18 protein-coding genes are annotated in these 16,819 nt (G+C 41.6%); 17 read left to right on the forward strand and 1 reads right to left on the reverse strand.

Annotated features, from left to right (window positions below):
* Positions 1-51: 51 nt before the first annotated feature.
* The 10 genes from spoIIIJ (at position 52) to ON01_RS11950 (ending at position 11,018) form a co-directional block, all read left to right on the forward strand.
* On the forward strand, positions 52-816 hold the full coding sequence (spoIIIJ, locus tag ON01_RS11905; protein ID WP_010531271.1) for a YidC family membrane integrase SpoIIIJ: 765 nt from the start codon (positions 52-54) through the stop codon (positions 814-816).
* Entirely contained in the window at positions 813-1,427 is a 615-nt protein-coding gene (gene jag / locus ON01_RS11910) for an RNA-binding cell elongation regulator Jag/EloR (RefSeq protein ID WP_010531272.1), read from the forward strand. The genes spoIIIJ and jag overlap by 4 nt, the downstream gene beginning before the upstream one ends.
* A 387-nt stretch (positions 1,428-1,814) precedes the next feature.
* Positions 1,815-3,191, forward strand: a complete 1,377-nt coding sequence (gene mnmE / locus ON01_RS11915) for a tRNA uridine-5-carboxymethylaminomethyl(34) synthesis GTPase MnmE (protein WP_010531273.1) — start codon at positions 1,815-1,817, stop codon at positions 3,189-3,191.
* A gap of 153 nt (positions 3,192-3,344) precedes the next feature.
* Positions 3,345-5,231 (forward strand): tRNA uridine-5-carboxymethylaminomethyl(34) synthesis enzyme MnmG, encoded by a 1,887-nt coding sequence (gene mnmG / locus ON01_RS11920; RefSeq protein WP_010531274.1) that lies wholly within the window; start codon positions 3,345-3,347, stop codon positions 5,229-5,231.
* A gap of 21 nt (positions 5,232-5,252) precedes the next feature.
* Positions 5,253-5,969 carry a 16S rRNA (guanine(527)-N(7))-methyltransferase RsmG gene (gene rsmG / locus ON01_RS11925; protein ID WP_010531275.1) on the forward strand — a complete coding sequence of 239 codons (717 nt, stop codon included), beginning with the start codon at positions 5,253-5,255 and terminating at the stop codon, positions 5,967-5,969.
* Between the two features lie 430 nt (positions 5,970-6,399).
* Complete coding sequence (noc, locus tag ON01_RS11930; RefSeq protein WP_010531276.1) at positions 6,400-7,263, forward strand: nucleoid occlusion protein; 864 nt, start codon at positions 6,400-6,402, stop codon at positions 7,261-7,263.
* A gap of 194 nt (positions 7,264-7,457) precedes the next feature.
* Positions 7,458-8,231 (forward strand): ParA family protein, encoded by a 774-nt coding sequence (locus tag ON01_RS11935; RefSeq protein WP_010531277.1) that lies wholly within the window; start codon positions 7,458-7,460, stop codon positions 8,229-8,231.
* Complete coding sequence (locus tag ON01_RS11940) at positions 8,212-9,051, forward strand: ParB/RepB/Spo0J family partition protein (protein ID WP_010531278.1); 840 nt, start codon at positions 8,212-8,214, stop codon at positions 9,049-9,051. The genes ON01_RS11935 and ON01_RS11940 overlap by 20 nt, the downstream gene beginning before the upstream one ends.
* 84 nt (positions 9,052-9,135) lie before the next feature.
* Positions 9,136-10,290: an aminotransferase class V-fold PLP-dependent enzyme gene (locus ON01_RS11945; protein ID WP_010531279.1), complete on the forward strand. Its 1,155-nt coding sequence runs from the start codon at positions 9,136-9,138 to the stop codon at positions 10,288-10,290.
* Positions 10,291-10,313: 23 nt separating this feature from the next.
* Entirely contained in the window at positions 10,314-11,018 is a 705-nt protein-coding gene (locus tag ON01_RS11950; RefSeq protein WP_010531280.1) for a DUF554 domain-containing protein, read from the forward strand.
* A 186-nt stretch (positions 11,019-11,204) separates the two neighbouring features.
* On the opposite strand, the gene yyaC is transcribed toward ON01_RS11950, so the two are convergent.
* The gene (gene yyaC / locus ON01_RS11955) at positions 11,205-11,831 is read right to left on the reverse strand and encodes a spore protease YyaC (protein ID WP_010531281.1); all 627 of its coding nucleotides are present in this window, start codon (positions 11,829-11,831) and stop codon (positions 11,205-11,207) included.
* A gap of 84 nt (positions 11,832-11,915) precedes the next feature.
* On the opposite strand from yyaC, the gene ON01_RS11960 reads away from it, so the two are divergent.
* The 7 genes from ON01_RS11960 to rpsR all read left to right on the forward strand — a co-directional run bounded on the left by ON01_RS11960 (position 11,916) and on the right by rpsR (position 16,800).
* Entirely contained in the window at positions 11,916-12,941 is a 1,026-nt protein-coding gene (locus ON01_RS11960) for a YkvI family membrane protein (RefSeq protein WP_010531282.1), read from the forward strand.
* 73 nt (positions 12,942-13,014) lie between these two features.
* Entirely contained in the window at positions 13,015-13,917 is a 903-nt protein-coding gene (locus ON01_RS11965; RefSeq protein WP_010531283.1) for a mechanosensitive ion channel family protein, read from the forward strand.
* Positions 13,918-13,932: 15 nt separating this feature from the next.
* Positions 13,933-14,133: a DUF951 domain-containing protein gene (locus tag ON01_RS11970; protein ID WP_010531284.1), complete on the forward strand. Its 201-nt coding sequence runs from the start codon at positions 13,933-13,935 to the stop codon at positions 14,131-14,133.
* Between the two features lie 288 nt (positions 14,134-14,421).
* Complete coding sequence (gene ychF / locus ON01_RS11975; RefSeq protein ID WP_010531285.1) at positions 14,422-15,522, forward strand: redox-regulated ATPase YchF; 1,101 nt, start codon at positions 14,422-14,424, stop codon at positions 15,520-15,522.
* 228 nt (positions 15,523-15,750) lie between these two features.
* The gene (rpsF, locus tag ON01_RS11980; RefSeq protein WP_010531286.1) at positions 15,751-16,041 is read left to right on the forward strand and encodes a 30S ribosomal protein S6; all 291 of its coding nucleotides are present in this window, start codon (positions 15,751-15,753) and stop codon (positions 16,039-16,041) included.
* A 17-nt stretch (positions 16,042-16,058) separates the two neighbouring features.
* Complete coding sequence (gene ssb, locus ON01_RS11985; protein ID WP_010531287.1) at positions 16,059-16,523, forward strand: single-stranded DNA-binding protein; 465 nt, start codon at positions 16,059-16,061, stop codon at positions 16,521-16,523.
* Between the two features lie 49 nt (positions 16,524-16,572).
* Positions 16,573-16,800, forward strand: coding sequence for a 30S ribosomal protein S18 (gene rpsR / locus ON01_RS11990; protein WP_010531288.1), 228 nt, complete (start codon positions 16,573-16,575; stop codon positions 16,798-16,800).
* The last annotated feature ends 19 nt before the right edge of the window (positions 16,801-16,819 follow it).

Raw genomic sequence — 16,819 nt, forward strand, 5'->3', positions numbered from 1 at the left:
AGCAAATAGGTCTTATACATAGTGTTTTTTTGTTTGTTAGGAGGAAATAATTTGCGTAAAAAGGTTTGGCTGCTTATAACCTTAGTCGGGTTATTGGTGCTTCTCTCTGGATGTATGGATATAAATCAACCGATCAGTTCTGAGAGTGAAGGAATTTGGAATTCCTATTTTGTATGGCCGCTATCACAAGTGATTACTTATTTTGCAAATTTATTTAATGGAAGTTATGGATTATCGATTATCATCGTAACGGTCATTGTCCGTTTGATTCTTCTGCCATTAAACGTTAAACAGCTGAAAAGTTCAAAAGCAATGCAGGAGATCCAGCCGGAACTGAAAGAATTACAGCAAAAATATTCATCAAAAGATGCAAACACGCAGCAAAAACTGCAGCAGGAAACAATGCAGTTATTCCAGAAACACGGGGTAAACCCGCTTGCAGGCTGTTTGCCTATATTTGTGCAAATGCCGATTCTGATTGCGATGTATCATGCGATTATGCGGACGCCTGAATTGCAGGAGCATCCTTTTCTGTGGTTCCAGTTAGGGCAGCCGGATTACATTTTACCGCTGATTGCCGGTGCAGCGACATTTTACCAGCAAAAATTAATGATGGCGGGAAGTCCGGCAGCACAAAATCCGCAAATGATGGTCATGCTGTATGTTATGCCGATCATGATTACGGTCTTTGCGTTTTTCTTCCCGGCAGCGCTGGCTCTTTACTGGGTTGTAGGTAATGTGTTCATGGTTGCTCAGACGGTTTTCATTCGCAAACCAATGATGAATGATAATAATACTGGGGGAGACAAAAAGTGAGAGAAATAACTGCTAGTGGACAAACGGTTGAAGAAGCGGTCCAATCAGCATTAGAGCAGTTAGACACCATAAGGGACCATGTTGAGGTTGAAGTGATTGATGAAGGGAAAAAAGGGCTTCTGGGCGTTTTTGGTTCTAAGCGTGCCTTTGTAAAGGTGACGTTGGAAACAAGTCAGATCGAAGAAGCCGAAACTTTCCTGAAAGAGGTAACTGAAAAGATGAGTGTCGGTGCTGACGTGACAACAACGGTTTCAGAGAATCATGTCACGTTCGATCTGTCAGGTGATAAAATCGCTGTACTGATCGGAAAGCACGGACAGACACTGAACGCAATCCAATATTTAGTTCATCTTGTCCTGAATAAGGACGGGGATCAGTATTACACTGTTAGCGTTGATGCGGAAGGCTATCGCGGCAGAAGGAAAGAGACACTTGAATCCCTGGCGCATAAGATGGCAGATAAAGCGTTAAGAATGAATAAAACGGTAACACTCGAGGCAATGCCCGCATTTGAGCGGAAAATTATCCATGGTGCGTTGCAGACGAATGAGCAGGTCAAAACCAGCTCAGAAGGCGCTGAACCACACCGTCATATTGTGATAAAACCATAGTTAAATGAGAACCTCCGGAAATCGGGGGTTTTTTAATGATCCAAAAGTCCTCAATAAAAAAGATTTAAAGAGAATTCCTTATTCACATGTGGATAAAGGATTTTTTAGTTGGTTATAAATATTAACACTGTGGATAAGTTTATTTTTGATGGATTTTGTGATATTCTATTACATTAGTGACAGAAATAATAAATGCTTTAAATATATAAAGTGAAACTTCATTCAGTGGGGTGCTTTTCTCCATCTGAATGTTAGTTGAACGTATCGGGCCTTTATGGGCAGTAGAACCCTCAATTGTCTTTCTTGGTTTTCCCAAAGTTAAGAAGTGAGGTTCTTACTGTCCCGTTAAGACGGGATATAATTCAATGTATGGTGGAGGTGAGATGAATGGAGACAGATACGATTACAGCAATATCAACCCCCGTTGGTGAAGGGGCGATTTCGATTGTCCGTCTGAGCGGTTCGGCAGCAATCCCGGTTACGGCGAAATTGTTTGAGGGAAAAAATCTGCACGATGCTGATTCGCATACCATCCATTACGGCAAAATCATTGATCCCGAAACAAATGAGGTTGCTGAAGAAGTGATGGTCACGATCATGCGGGCACCAAAGACTTTTACACGCGAAGACGTGGTTGAAATTAATTGTCACGGCGGTATGGTAGCCGTGAACCGTGTGCTTGAAACTATTCTTGAACAAGGTGTGCGGATTGCAGAACCGGGCGAGTTTACCAAGCGTGCTTTTTTGCATGGTCGAATCGATTTGTCACAGGCAGAAGCGGTAATGGATTTGATCCGGTCAAAAACGGATAAAGCCATGTCAGTTGCGTTGAAGCAGATGGATGGACGGCTTTCACAACTGATCGGTCGGCTCAGACAGCAACTAATTGAAACAGTGGCACATGTTGAAGTGAATATCGATTATCCGGAATATGACGATGTTGAGGAAATGTCGCATGAGATGATGCGTACGAAATCAAAAGAAGTGCATGCCGAAATTGAACATTTGCTTGAAGTTGCCAAACAGGGGAAAATATTGCGTGAAGGACTGTCCACTGCGATCATCGGACGACCGAATGTGGGCAAATCTTCCTTAATGAACACACTGGTTCAGGAAAGTAAAGCGATTGTGACCGAAGTTCCCGGGACGACCCGTGATATCATTGAAGAGTATGTCAATGTCCGTGGTGTGCCGCTGAGGCTGGTAGATACCGCCGGAATTCGGGAGACAGAAGATATCGTTGAAAAAATTGGCGTTGATCGTTCACGGAAAGTGCTGGAAGAATCAGATCTTATTTTATTTGTTTTAAATTATAATGAAGAACTGACTGAAGAGGATAAGAAGCTTTTTGAAGCGGTCCAGGGATTGGACTATATTGTAATGATCAATAAAACGGATTTGGATCAGAAACTTGATTTGGAAAAAGTAAACGAGTTCGCCGAAAATAAGCCGGTCATAAACGCTTCCTTAATTAAGGAGGAAGGAATTGATGAATTGGAATCAGCCATTTCCGAAACATTCTTTGCCGGTGATATTGATACAGGTGACATGACGTATGTCTCCAATATCCGCCATATTCAATTGTTGAAACAGGCCAAGCAGGCATTGGAAGATGCTATGAGCAGCCTTGATATGGAAATGCCGCTTGATATTGTCCAGATTGATGTTACCCGCACATGGGAGTTTTTGGGTGAAATCATAGGCGATACGGCCAGTGACAGCTTAATTGATCAGTTATTTTCACAATTTTGCTTAGGAAAGTAAGAATGGTTTAGCGTCTTTTGCAGTTTTTAATAATAAAAGACTATTGTTTTCAAGGGAAGCGCAATTAACAGGTTTAGGCAAAACTGCAGTCTATCTTAAATTATTTGAAGACAATTTTAATGATATATCACAAAAACAGAAAGGGTGAAAACGATGGTATATGATGCCGGACGATATGATGTAATTGTTATTGGTGCGGGTCATGCTGGTGTGGAAGCAGGTATTGCGGCAGCAAAAATGGGCGCGAAAACATTAATGCTGACACTTAACTTGGATATGGTTGCTTTTATGCCGTGCAACCCGTCACTTGGTGGCCCTGCTAAGGGTATTGTTGTTCGTGAAGTCGACGCATTGGGTGGTGTGATGGCGAAGGTTATTGATAAAACGTACATCCAGATGCGTATGCTCAATACCCGGAAAGGTCCCGCTGTGCAGGCGCTGCGGGCACAGGCGGATAAACCGCTTTATATCAAAGAAATGAAACATGTTCTTGAAAATCAGGAAAATCTAACACTTAGGCAAGGCATGGTCAATGAATTGATCATGGAAGATGGAGAATGTAAAGGGGTCATTACTGAGACAAAAGCAGCTTACTATGCTGATAATGTCATTGTGACGACTGGTACATTCATGCGCGGTAAAGTGCTGATGGGAGATCTCGAATATGAAAGCGGCCCAAACAATCAGCGCGCATCCATCAAACTTTCGGAAAATCTTGAGGGGCTTGGCCTGGAGATCACGCGATTTAAAACAGGTACACCACCGCGCGTTAACAGTCATTCAATCGATTATTCCAAGACAGAAATCCAGCCGGGCGATGAAAAACCACAAAGTTTTTCATATGAAACGACAGAATATATTATGAATCAGATTCCATGCTGGCTCACGTATACGAATGAATTTACGCACCAGTTGATTAACGATAATTTGTCATCATCCGCGATGTATTCCGGTATGAAACGCGGAACGGGCCCGCGGTACTGCCCATCGATTGAAGATAAGATTGTACGATTTAATGATAAGCCGCGCCACCAGGTCTTTCTTGAGCCTGAGGGCAGAGATACTGAAGAGGTATATGTTCAGGGACTGTCAACATCACTCCCTGAAGATATTCAGCATGATATGGTCAAAACGGTGCCAGGATTGGAAAACGCTGAAATTATGCGTGGCGGATATGCTATCGAATATGATGCGATTGTTCCGACCCAACTATGGCCGACAATGGAAGTAAAAGATATTCCAGGGCTGTTTACGGCCGGGCAAATTAACGGCACATCAGGTTATGAAGAAGCAGCAGCACAAGGAATTATGGCCGGTATTAATGCCGGTGCAAAAGTTGTCGGCAAAGAGCCATTAATTCTTGACCGGTCCCGTGCGTATATTGGTGTTTTGATTGATGACCTTGTTACGAAAGGAACCAAAGAGCCATACCGCCTTCTGACATCGAGAGCCGAATATCGTCTGTTATTGCGCCATGACAATGCTGATCTGCGTTTAACTGAAATCGGCCATGACTATGGCTTGATTAACGAAGAACGTTATAATCAATTTGTTGAAAAGCAGCGACTTGTCGAACAGGAGAAAAAGCGTCTCAGCAAAATAACCGTAAAACCGGAAGAACCTGTTCAGGAGATGCTGAAAAATGCAAACGGCTCGCCACTAAAAGAAGCCGTTAAAGCTTATGATATGCTGAAACGGCCGGAAGTAACGTATGAAATGTTAGAAGGTGTCATCGAAAAAGATGATAATTTGCCGGCTATTGTCAAAGAACAGGTTGGAATACAGATCAAATACGAGGGCTATATTAAAAAGGCAAATGAACAAGTAGACCGTATGCTTAAAATGGAAAACAAGAAGATTCCGGATAACATTGATTACGATGATATTGACGGAATTGCCTTTGAAGCAAAAGAGAAACTCAAAAAAGTGCGTCCGCTGTCTGTTGGTCAGGCATCACGCATATCAGGGGTTAACCCGTCAGATGTGTCGATTCTGCTTGTTTATATCGAACAAGGCAAAGTTGCCCGTACAGCCAATTAGCCATTTAAGGAGCAAACGTTCATGAAACCAGAACAATTTGTGCATGCATTGTATGAACAGGGGATCGAATTGAATGAGAAACAAAAAGAGCAATTTGCTGATTATTTTCAGATTCTGGTGGAGTGGAATGAAAAAATAAATCTGACCGCTTTAACTGAGGAAGAAGATGTATATTTGAAACACTTTTATGATTCTATTTCTGCTGCGTTTTATCATGACTTCACGGGAAATTTGGTTATTTGTGATGTGGGTGCTGGGGCAGGGTTCCCCAGTATCCCACTTAAAATATGCTTTCCCGACATAAATGTAACGATTGTCGATTCATTACAAAAACGGATAAATTTCTTAAATCAATTGGCAGCATATCTGGGTCTTGAAAAAGTGGCGTTTTATCATGACCGGGCCGAAAATTTTGGAAAAGACAAGCAATTCAGGGAATCGTTTGATATTGTCATTTCCCGGGCTGTTGCCCGTATGTCTGTATTAAGCGAATTATGTTTGCCGCTTACAAAGAAAAATGGAATGTTTATTGCGATGAAGGGGTCGCAGGCTAACGATGAATTAAATGATGGTCAAAATGCTGTGGACGTATTAGGTGGTGAACTGGATGAAATCCATATATTTCAATTACCTGAGGAAGACAGTGAACGCTCTATTGTTTCTATACATAAAAAACGGAAGACACCAAAAAAGTATCCGAGAAAACCGGGCTTGCCAAACAAAAGTCCAATCACTTAACCTCTCCTGTATGTTAACCCAAAAGTTTATATGGTGATTTCATACTCATTCCGAAATATATATGATAAAATGAGGATAAGATTTGACGAATTAATAGATATTTTAAGAGATAAAGTGAAACTGCATTCAGTGTGCGCTTTATCCCCACTGAATGTTAGTTGAACCGAATCGGGCATTTACAGGCAGTTGAATCCCCCAGCTTATCCACTTTGGTTTCACCTCATCATTTTAAAGTGGGGATATTAAAGCTAGTTACATACAGGGTAAATTTTCCCTTATGAAATAATAGATTTTACTAATTGTTTCACGTGGAACAATTTTTAGTTACGTGGACATATTTCTTTCTGTGGATAGTTTATAGATTGCTATTTTAAAAGAAATTAAGCGAGTAGTGAGTAAAAGAACATGATTGCAAAGGTGGTGTTAGGTGGTGGTAAGGCCGTTAAACCGAATTTTTGGCATGGGCAATAAAAATGAATCCGAAGAGTCAGAGGAAGAAAACTACCATCCGGATGAGGTAACCGAGATTTCGATTGAAAAAATAGAGGCAAATAGGTACCAGCCGAGAGCTGTATTCAATGAAGAGAAAATAAGCGAGTTGGCGCAAACGATTCTGACCCACGGTATGATTCAGCCGATAGTGGTCCGAAAGCTGGAGGATGAAGATAAATATGAGCTAATTGCTGGTGAGCGCAGATGGCGCGCGGCACAGACATTAGAGTGGGGAAAAATCCCCGCAATCATTCGCACCATGACAGACACTGAAATTGCTTCTGTTGCTTTAATTGAGAATCTACAGCGCGAAGAATTAACAGTGATTGAAGAAGCGAGTGCCTATGCAAAACTGCTGGAACTGCACGATTTGACACAAGAAGCATTAGCACAGCGATTGGGGAAAAACCAGTCAACCATTGCCAACAAATTAAGGCTATTAAAGCTTCCTGAACAAGTACAAACCGCAGTATTGGATAAACAAATAACCGAAAGGCATGCGCGGGCATTAATCAAAATAAGCGATCCGGAAAAACAGGTAGAAATGCTTGAGAAAATCCTGGATAAAGATCTCAACGTAAAACAGACTGAAGAACAGATTGAGAAAATGAATCAACCTAATGAAAAACCGGCGAAAAAACGTCCTAAACGTAAAGGTGTCAATAAAGATATACGGATTGCTATGAATACAATCCGGCAATCGCTGGATATGGTTTCTGACACGGGGATCGACGTTGAGTCGGATGAAGAGGAACTTGATGATTTCTATCAAATAACGATTAAAATACCTAAAAAGCATTAATATCTTCCATTATATACACTAAAACACCATTCATCTTAGCAGAAATATAAGATGAGTGGTTTTTAAATCTATAATGTTGACTAAAGATAAACTCCTCTAAAACAGCTAATGTTTTAAATTAAATATCATTTTAATAGGCGCTTATCTGAAAAAAGTGATAGAATAATAACTATAGATGTTAGGTAGGTGACAGCATGGGAAAAATAATGGCCATTGCAAATCAAAAGGGTGGCGTTGGAAAAACTACATCAGCAGTAAACTTGAGTGCAGGTCTTGCACAGTTGAAACATAAAGTGCTCGTTGTCGATACCGATCCACAAGGGAATGCGACAAGTGGTTTAGGCATCAGTAAAGCTGATATGGATCAGTGTATTTATAATGTTCTGGTGGAAGATCTGCCTGCCGAAGAGGTTTGTGTACCGACACAAGTTGAAAATTTAGATATTATACCTGCCACTATTCAACTTTCAGGCGCTGAAATTGAACTTGTTTCTACTATTTCTCGTGAAATTCGACTGAAAAAGGCATTGGAAGACCTTAAAGAGCAATATGATTATATTATTATTGATTGCCCACCGTCTTTAGGGCTGCTTACTATTAATGCCCTCACATCATCGGATACCGTACTGATTCCTGTCCAATGTGAGTACTATGCATTGGAAGGGTTGAGCCAGTTATTAAATACGATCCGATTAGTGCAAAAACATTTGAATAAAACGTTGATGATTGAGGGCGTTTTGCTGACAATGCTTGATGCACGGACAAACCTAGGTATTCAGGTAATTGAAGAAGTGAAAAAATACTTTCAGGATAAAGTTTATCAGTCAGTCATCCCAAGAAATGTCCGCTTAGGAGAAGCACCAAGTCATGGGGAGCCGATTCTCAAATACGACCCTAAATCCAAAGGTGCTGAAGTATATCTTGAATTAGCAAAGGAAGTGGTCAGTAATGGCGAAAGGGTTGGGTAAAGGAATTAATGCGTTTTTCCCGCCTGAGCTTGAAGAGGAGACTGATGATGTCATTCAGGAAATTCCAGTAGATGAATGTCGTCCAAATCCTTATCAGCCTAGAAAGACCTTTCATGCAGATGCTATCGAGGAATTAAAGGATTCAATTCTGGAATATGGCATTATACAGCCGTTAATTGTGCGTAAAAGCATCAAAGGGTACGAAATCATTGTTGGTGAACGGCGTTTTCGCGCTGCTAAAGAAGCTGAATTAAGAACATTGCCTGCAGTTGTCAAAGATTTATCAGATGACAAAATGATGGAAGTTGCTCTGCTGGAAAACCTGCAGCGTGAGGACTTAACTGCGATCGAAGAAGCACACGCTTATCAAAACTTAATGGATGAACTTGGCATCACACAGGATGAATTGTCGAAGCGATTAGGCAAAAGTCGGTCACATATTGCCAATATTGTGCGCTTGCTGTCGCTGCCGGATCAAGTGGTAGCCTATATTAACAATGGTGAGCTGTCAATGGGGCATGGACGAGCACTGCTTGGCGTAAAAGATAAAGATAAAATCATTCCGCTGGTTAATAAAATAAGACATGAAAAACTAAATGTACGCCAGGTTGAACAGTTAATTGTGCACATGAATGAGAAACCGAAAAAGAAAAAGGAAAAACCGAAAAAAGATATTTTTCTGCAGGAACGTGAATCTGTATTACGTGATCGGTTAGGTACAGCGGTTTCCATTAATAAGGGAAAACGTAAAGGAAAAATCGAGATAGAATTTTATTCAAATGAAGACCTTGAACGGATATTGGAAACCTTTGACAAGTAATGGAAGGAAAGACTGACTCAGTAATAAGAAAGTCAGTCTTTTTCTTTACATATCGATACTCTGTTTTATAGAAGGAGGTTAAACATGATCTATTTAGATCAGGCGGCATCCTCCCACCCGAAACCGCCGGAAGTGGGGGAAGCGATGCTCTATGCATTGAATGAGATAGGTGCCAATCCTGGGAGAGGGAGTCATAAACTGGCTAATGAAGCATCAAGTATTATATCAAAGACAAGGGAAACAGCCTCCCGGATCTTCGGTTGTAGTGATCCTAAAAAGGTATTGTTCTATCAAAATGCAACAGCTGCCTTAAACCAGGCAATTAAAGGACTGTCATGGTACAAGGGAGACCATGTTATTGCAACAACCTTTGAGCATAATTCGATACGCAGGCCACTGGAAAGTATTAAAAAGCAATATGGTGTGAGTGTTACATATATATCTTGGAGCGGAGAGGAATCAGATTTTGTACATCGGCTTTGGCAATCGATTAGACCCGAGACGAAGTTAATTGCGATAACACATGCATCCAACGTAACCGGAGCTGTTATCCCTGTTGAAAAAATTGCATCAATTGGCAAACAACACGACACACCATTACTTGTCGATGCCTCACAGACAGCCGGGCATAAAACACTGCATATGAAGGAAATGGGGTTCGACATGATGGCTATGCCTGGACACAAAGGCTTATTGGGTCCTCAAGGGACAGGCTTACTAATAGTTGAGGGTGATATTGATTTGCATCCAATCAATCACGGTGGGACCGGGAGCTATTCCGAAAGTCCTGATCAGCCATCGCAGTGGCCGGAAAAATTGGAAAGCGGAACATTAAATACGCCGGGTATTGCAGGACTACTCGCCGCAATGCAATCATACGAAACGCGTTATATGGGGGATGTTCCACGTGAAACAATTTTGAGTCAGAAAGTATTAAAAGGGCTGAAGCAGATTGAAGGTGTTACATGCTATGGTCCTGAAGTACAGGCTGATCGCATGCCAATTGTGGCATTTAATGTTTTAGATGTTCCTTCACAGGAGATAGCGATGGTTCTTGATTCACATTATGATATAGCTGTCCGTTCAGGGCTTCATTGCAGCCCGCTGACACACGAAATGTTAAACACAGCTGATCAGGGCGTCGTCAGGGCAAGTCTTGGTCTCTATAATACGGAAGAGGAGACTGAACATTTCTTGCAGGCGGTACAAGAAATAGTAGATTCTTATCGTTCTCTGTAAGATAAGAAATTGGAGTTGGGTTAATGGTTTTATTCGGAACAATAGTTAATGGGATATGTATTATCGCAGGAAGTCTGCTTGGATTATTTTTTACGAATATACCGGAGCGATATAAAGAAACCGTCATGCATGGCATCGGGCTGGCGGTTATCTTAATCGGCCTACAAATGGCCCTGCAGACAGAAGCGATTATTGTTGTATTATTAAGTTTGTTGACGGGTGCTATTATAGGTGAACTTATACAACTTGAAGAGATGCTTAACCGGGTAGGAGATTGGATAGGAAGTAAATTTACAACAACAAATGATAATTTTAGTGTTGCCCAGGGGTTTATAACAGCATCACTCGTGTTCGTGATCGGTGCTCTGTCAGTTATCGGTGCATTGGATGGAGGCCTGCGCGGGGACCATGAAGTACTGATAACAAAAGGTGTGATCGATGGTTTTGTTGCACTTGTGTTGACAACAACTCTCGGCTTTGGTGTTATTTTGTCCGTTATTCCGGTTGTCCTATATCAGGGATCGATAGCCTTGCTTGCGACACAAATCAACCAATGGATACCTGAATCCGTTTTAAATGGGCTCATTGGTGAATTGACAGCAGTCGGCGGTTTATTAATTATGGCAATCGGCCTTAACTTGTTGAAAATTACTCAAATAAAAGTCGGTAATTTATTGCCAGCGATCATTACGGTCGGAATTGTCTATTTCGTCTATTTGTTGTTTTAATATTGAAGACTGTTTTCATAGAGATTATAGTTTTTGAATTAGCTTCGGCCAGCCAACAGGAGAAGCAGGTACGCCTCACGGTAACGTAAAACGGGACGATCCCTGTTGTTTTAGCAGCGGACTACAAGGCAACAGAAATATCCAACACGAATGGTTGAAAACCTCTGCCGTAACGGGCAGGGGTTTTTACATTTCTTCTCCCAAGGGCTGTTGTCTTTCGAGTAAAACGACTGCTGGAAATGATGTCGTGTAGGTTAATTGCTGATCGATAGTTTCCAGTAGAGCAGCAATACGCTTTGCCATATCGACGACAAGGGAAAGGCGTGTGTTCTGCAAAGTAGTGAATTCCATGAATCCGCTGATATTAACGACACCGGTCATATGAATATCTCCAATGGCAGGGAGATTTTTGTTTAGAGCTGCTCCTGGGTTTAATGAGCCGACATCAGCAATAATACTGCCAACTGATGTTGCTTTCCCCAGTGAAGCATCTACCGCAATTATAAAGCCATTTTGGTGCTGTTTATGAATATGCTGTATGTAATCCGGCATATTTGTGGCATGGACGGGTTCAGGTAAAGTGCCGTAAACATGTAAGTGCTTTGGTTTTAGCTCTGACAGATAAGACCCTGTTAAAGGTCCAAGGGCGTCCCCTGTCGACCGGTCTGTACCGACACATACCACAACATATTCTTTGGGCATTTCCGGAAGCCAGGAAATAATACGTTCATTCATTTTATCGAGCAGATCCGGGTTCATATAATTCAGCTGCAGTTTTTCTTTTTTTGTGATGAAACGGTTCATTAGATTCATAGCTTTTCCTCCACAAACATATTGGTATTAGTATACGGAAAAAATTATCAAACTATACATGATAAACCTAATGGAGGAGAAGCGATGTTGCGAGCAGGTCTGAAATGGATGTTTTTAATCATCGGGACAACAATTGGTGCCGGTTACGCCTCCGGAAGAGAACTATGGCAATTTTTCGGCTATGAAAGTGGACTGGCTATCCTGTTATTTGCCATATTTTTTTCAATATGCTGCTATGTCATTATGCATGTAAGCTATCAAAAAAATTCAAGTGACTACTTACCGGTACTTCGCGATATTGTGGGAGACAAGCTGACAAAAGTATATGATGTCATGATATTTTTGTATTTAACAACGACAACGGTTGTTATGATTGCAGGGAGCGGTGCCACTGGACAAGCATTTGATTTGTCCTACTGGTGGGGAGTATTTGTTATGACAGCCGGTTTAATAGCCTTATTTTTAAGGGACATTAATGGTTTTCTGGCTATGAATCAAATTGTACTGCCATTATTAATTGGCGGGCTGCTCTATATTTTATTGTTATTTATTAATGACCAGGGGCTGAATGTCTGGTCCCATCTGTATGAACAACGGAATTGGACGGCTGCTTTTCCGTTCACAGCGTTGAATATACTGCCGCTGATTGCTGTTCTGGGGGCGATTGGCAATAAAGTTAAATCGAAACAGGAAATATATGTCGCGGCAATTGGCAGTGGAGTAATATTAGGTACCATTTCATTTATTTATAACAACAGTCTCATTCAAATCGCTGATGAACTGTTATTATATGAAATTCCATTATTTGCCATTTTAAAGTACTATCCGGTTGAAATCCTTATTTTTATGTCCATCCTATTATGGTTTGCTATTTTCACAACAGCTGCATCGGGGGTACTGGGGATTGTTTCAAGAATCCAAAGCCGCTGGAATGCCCCTGTATGGGTGTTAGCTGTAGTAGTCATCATTCCGATGGTTCCCTTGACGACAGTTGGGTTTTCGGCACTGATCAACTATATCTATCCGATATACGGTATTTTAAATTTATATGTATTAACACGATTACTGCTTTATCCACTGTGGAATAGAAGAGAAAACAGGCATGTATGATATCACTTCTCTTTTCATAATGGGATGGATATTGTAAAATCTACTTATATATTGAGTTGTCGGAGGTATTATCGTGGACTTTGTAAGTGATTGGCTCGTTGATCTTTGGGCTGTTGTAACTGGCACGAGCCTTTGGATGGACATTGGTAAAGCATTATTAAAAGCAATTGCCATCCTGGTAATTGCCCTGGTTATCGTCCGGGTCGGAAACAAGGTCATTGGCCGGGTTTTTGAAAGCAGATCCCGGGGGCCATTACGTATTACGGAAAGACGTGAAGTTACGATCAAGAAGCTGATCCAAAATTCAATGAAATATACCGTCTATTTTATTGCATTTATCATGATTTTGGATGACGCATTCGGCTTTGATATTGGTGCTTTGCTGGCAGGTGCCGGTGTCGCAGGTCTCGCCATTGGTTTTGGTGCACAGAATCTGGTTCGGGATGTTATTTCAGGTTTCTTTATTATATTTGAGGACCAATTTTCGGTCGGTGATTACATTTTCACGGCAGGTGTGGAAGGGTTTGTTGAGGAGATTGGCATGCGTACCACCAAGATTGAAAGCTGGACAGGTGAGCAGCATGTCCTTCCGAATGGAAACGTGACCCAGGTGACCAATTATTCGATTCATAATGGACTTGCCATAGTTGATGTCAATGTTCCATATGAGAATGATGTTGCGGCTGCAGAAGAAATTATTGGGGACGTTATAAAGACACTTCCTGATCAATATGAAGAAATCGTTAAGGTGCCAGAGATTTTCGGTGTCGAAGTATTGGACACGTCCCACTTTGTTCTTCGGGTGATTGCGGAAACATTGCCTTCCTATCAATGGAAGGGTGCCAGAAATATCCGGAAAGAGATTAAAGAAGTCCTTTATAAAGAAGGTATTCAGATTCCTGCGCCACGTCTTATCATGTATTCACGAAATCAGGAGCCGGAATCACTGCAGATTGACCCAGAGCGGGAAATGTAAGGAAGGAGAAAGGATATGGCAGACAAGGCATTCGGTTTAAATGATATTGTTCAAATGAAAAAACCGCATCCATGCGGCGAAAACCGGTGGAAAATTATCCGCATGGGTATGGATATCCGGATCAAATGTATGGGATGCAATCATAGTGTGATGATTCCACGCAAAGAATTCGCAAAAAAAATGAAAAAGGTGCTTGAACGGTCGGAAGAAGTGTAAAGTTGAACAGAATTGGACATTTGCGGGCTGTTATCCTTCATTTTGAGGATGATTGCCCGTTATATGTGTTGTTAAAAATTGTCCGAAATTCTGTTTATCCTCCATAATTGTTTATTTTATTGGACGCGATGGATATAAATATAAATTTTAACGAAGTACCCGGTAAAAATAAGCATCTTTGAATGCTTATTTTTGCATTTCCATGACTTGTCATTTTAACGGCTTGTATCTATAATTGTTATGACTGACACGTTCATATGAATGGAATCCTTAAGGAGTGAAAGTTAAATGTCTTTGACAGCAGGAATTGTCGGACTTCCTAATGTTGGCAAATCAACACTGTTTAATGCTATCACACAAGCTGGTGCAGAGGCGGCGAACTATCCGTTTGCCACAATTGATCCGAATGTGGGGATAGTGGAAGTTCCTGATAACCGCTTAAATAAACTAAGTGAATTAGTTAAACCGAAAAAAACAGTTCCAACAACATTTGAATTTACAGATATAGCAGGGATTGTAAAAGGAGCGAGTAAAGGCGAGGGGCTGGGCAACCAGTTTTTATCCCATATTCGCCAGGTGGATGCCATTGTTCAGGTAGTCCGCTGTTTTCAGAATGATAACATCACGCATGTTTCGGGCAAAATTGACCCGGTCGATGATATCGAAACGATTAATCTTGAACTTATTCTGGCAGACCTCGAAACGGTTAATAAGCGTTTGCAGCGGGTCGAAAAAATGGCCAGACAGAAGGAAAAAGAAGCTGTAGCGGAATATAACCTGCTCGAAAAACTGAAAGAAGGGCTGGAAGCAGAACTGCCTGTCCGTGCTCTAGAATTTTCCGAAGATCAGTGGAAACTGGTGAAGGGTCTCCATCTGCTGACGAGCAAGCCGGCGTTATATGCTGCGAACGTAAGCGAAGATGATGTGGCAGATCCGGAGGCCAACGAAGCTGTGCAGCGGGTAAGAGAATATGCTGCTAATGAAAATGCTGAAGTGATTGTTGTCTGCGCTAAAATTGAAGAGGAAGTTGCTGAATTGGATGCGGAAGAGAAGGAAATGTTCCTCGATGATTTAGGAATAGCAGAAGCCGGTCTTGACCAGCTGATTAAAGCTTCGTACAACTTATTGGGGCTGGGAACTTATTTTACGGCGGGTGAACCCGAAGTACGCGCATGGACATTCCCTAAAGGCATTAAAGCACCTCAGGCAGCCGGTATCATCCACACGGACTTTGAACGCGGTTTTATTCGGGCGGAGACGGTTTCCTATGAAGATCTGATGGAAGCCGGAACCATGTCTAAAGCACGTGATAACGGCAGGGTTCGTCTGGAAGGTAAAGAATACATCGTACAAGATGGAGATGTCATCCATTTCCGGTTTAATGTTTAAACGATGGCTATGTTTCCTCAAAGAATTTAATGAACGAAGCAGCAGAAGTGTATGTCAACTGTGGCGACGTAAACGCATCAATGTATATATCTGAATCAGGATCTCTCGAATGCTTGTTTTTTTAGGTGTTTTTTGATATAATACACCATTGTGAGTAATGAAGTCTATATTACTCCTTGCTCTTTTCGGAGGGAAAAGGGCCGCTAAGACCAAAAGGAGGTGTAACGGATGAGAAAATACGAAATCATGTACATCATCCGCCCGGACATGGAGGAAGAAGCGCAGACAAGCTTAATTGAGCGTTTCACCAACGTGTTAAAAGATAACGGTGCGGAAATCGAAAAAGTTGATGAAATGGGCAAGCGACGCCTTGCATATGAAATCAACGACTATCGTGATGGCTATTATGTTGTCATTCACTTCAGCGGTGACGAAACTGCAATCAATGAGTTCGACCGTCAGGCAAAGTTCACTGATGATATAATCCGCAGTATGGCAGTTCGAGAAGATGATCAATAAAACAGGGAGTGGTTCTGATGTTAAATCGTGTCGTATTAGTTGGCAGATTAACGAAGGATCCTGATTTACGATATACACCGAATGGCGTTGCTGTAGCTAATTTTACATTGGCAGTCAACCGCCCTTTTTCAAACCAGCAAGGAAATCGGGATGCCGATTTCATTAACTGTGTTGTATGGCGGAGAGCCGCTGAAAACCTGGCAAGCTACATGAAAAAAGGCAGCATGGTTGGTGTCGACGGCCGGTTGCAGTCACGTACATTTGAAGGACGGGACGGAAACACCGTCTTTGTAACCGAAGTAGTAGCGGATAGCGTTCAGTTCTTGGAATCAAAAGGAGCTTCACAGAACAGAGATCAGCAGCCATCAGGATTCCCGCCAAACCAGAACCAAAATCAGAACCAGCCAAATCAAAATAGCGATAATCCATTTAAAGACAATGGAGAACCTATTGATATATCAGACGATGATTTACCATTCTAAAAGCTGTGTTATAAATTAACAGCGTTTAACATAAAAGGAGGGTTACGAAATGGCTCGTCGTGGTCGCTCAAGACGTCGTAAAGTGTGTTATTTCAAAGCGAACGGTATTACACACATCGATTACAAAGATGTTGATCTTTTGAGAAAGTTCATCTCCGAGCGTGGGAAAATCCTTCCTCGCCGTGTAACTGGAACATCTGCAAAATATCAGCGTAAACTGACAAAAGCAATCAAACGTGCCCGTCAAATGGCACTGTTGCCATACGTGGCTGAATAATTTAAAAACCCGATTCACG

Origin of the sequence: Lentibacillus jeotgali, from assembly GCF_000224785.1 — a bacterium.
In the GTDB taxonomy this organism is placed as follows: Bacteria; Bacillota; Bacilli; order Bacillales; family Amphibacillaceae; genus Lentibacillus; species Lentibacillus jeotgali.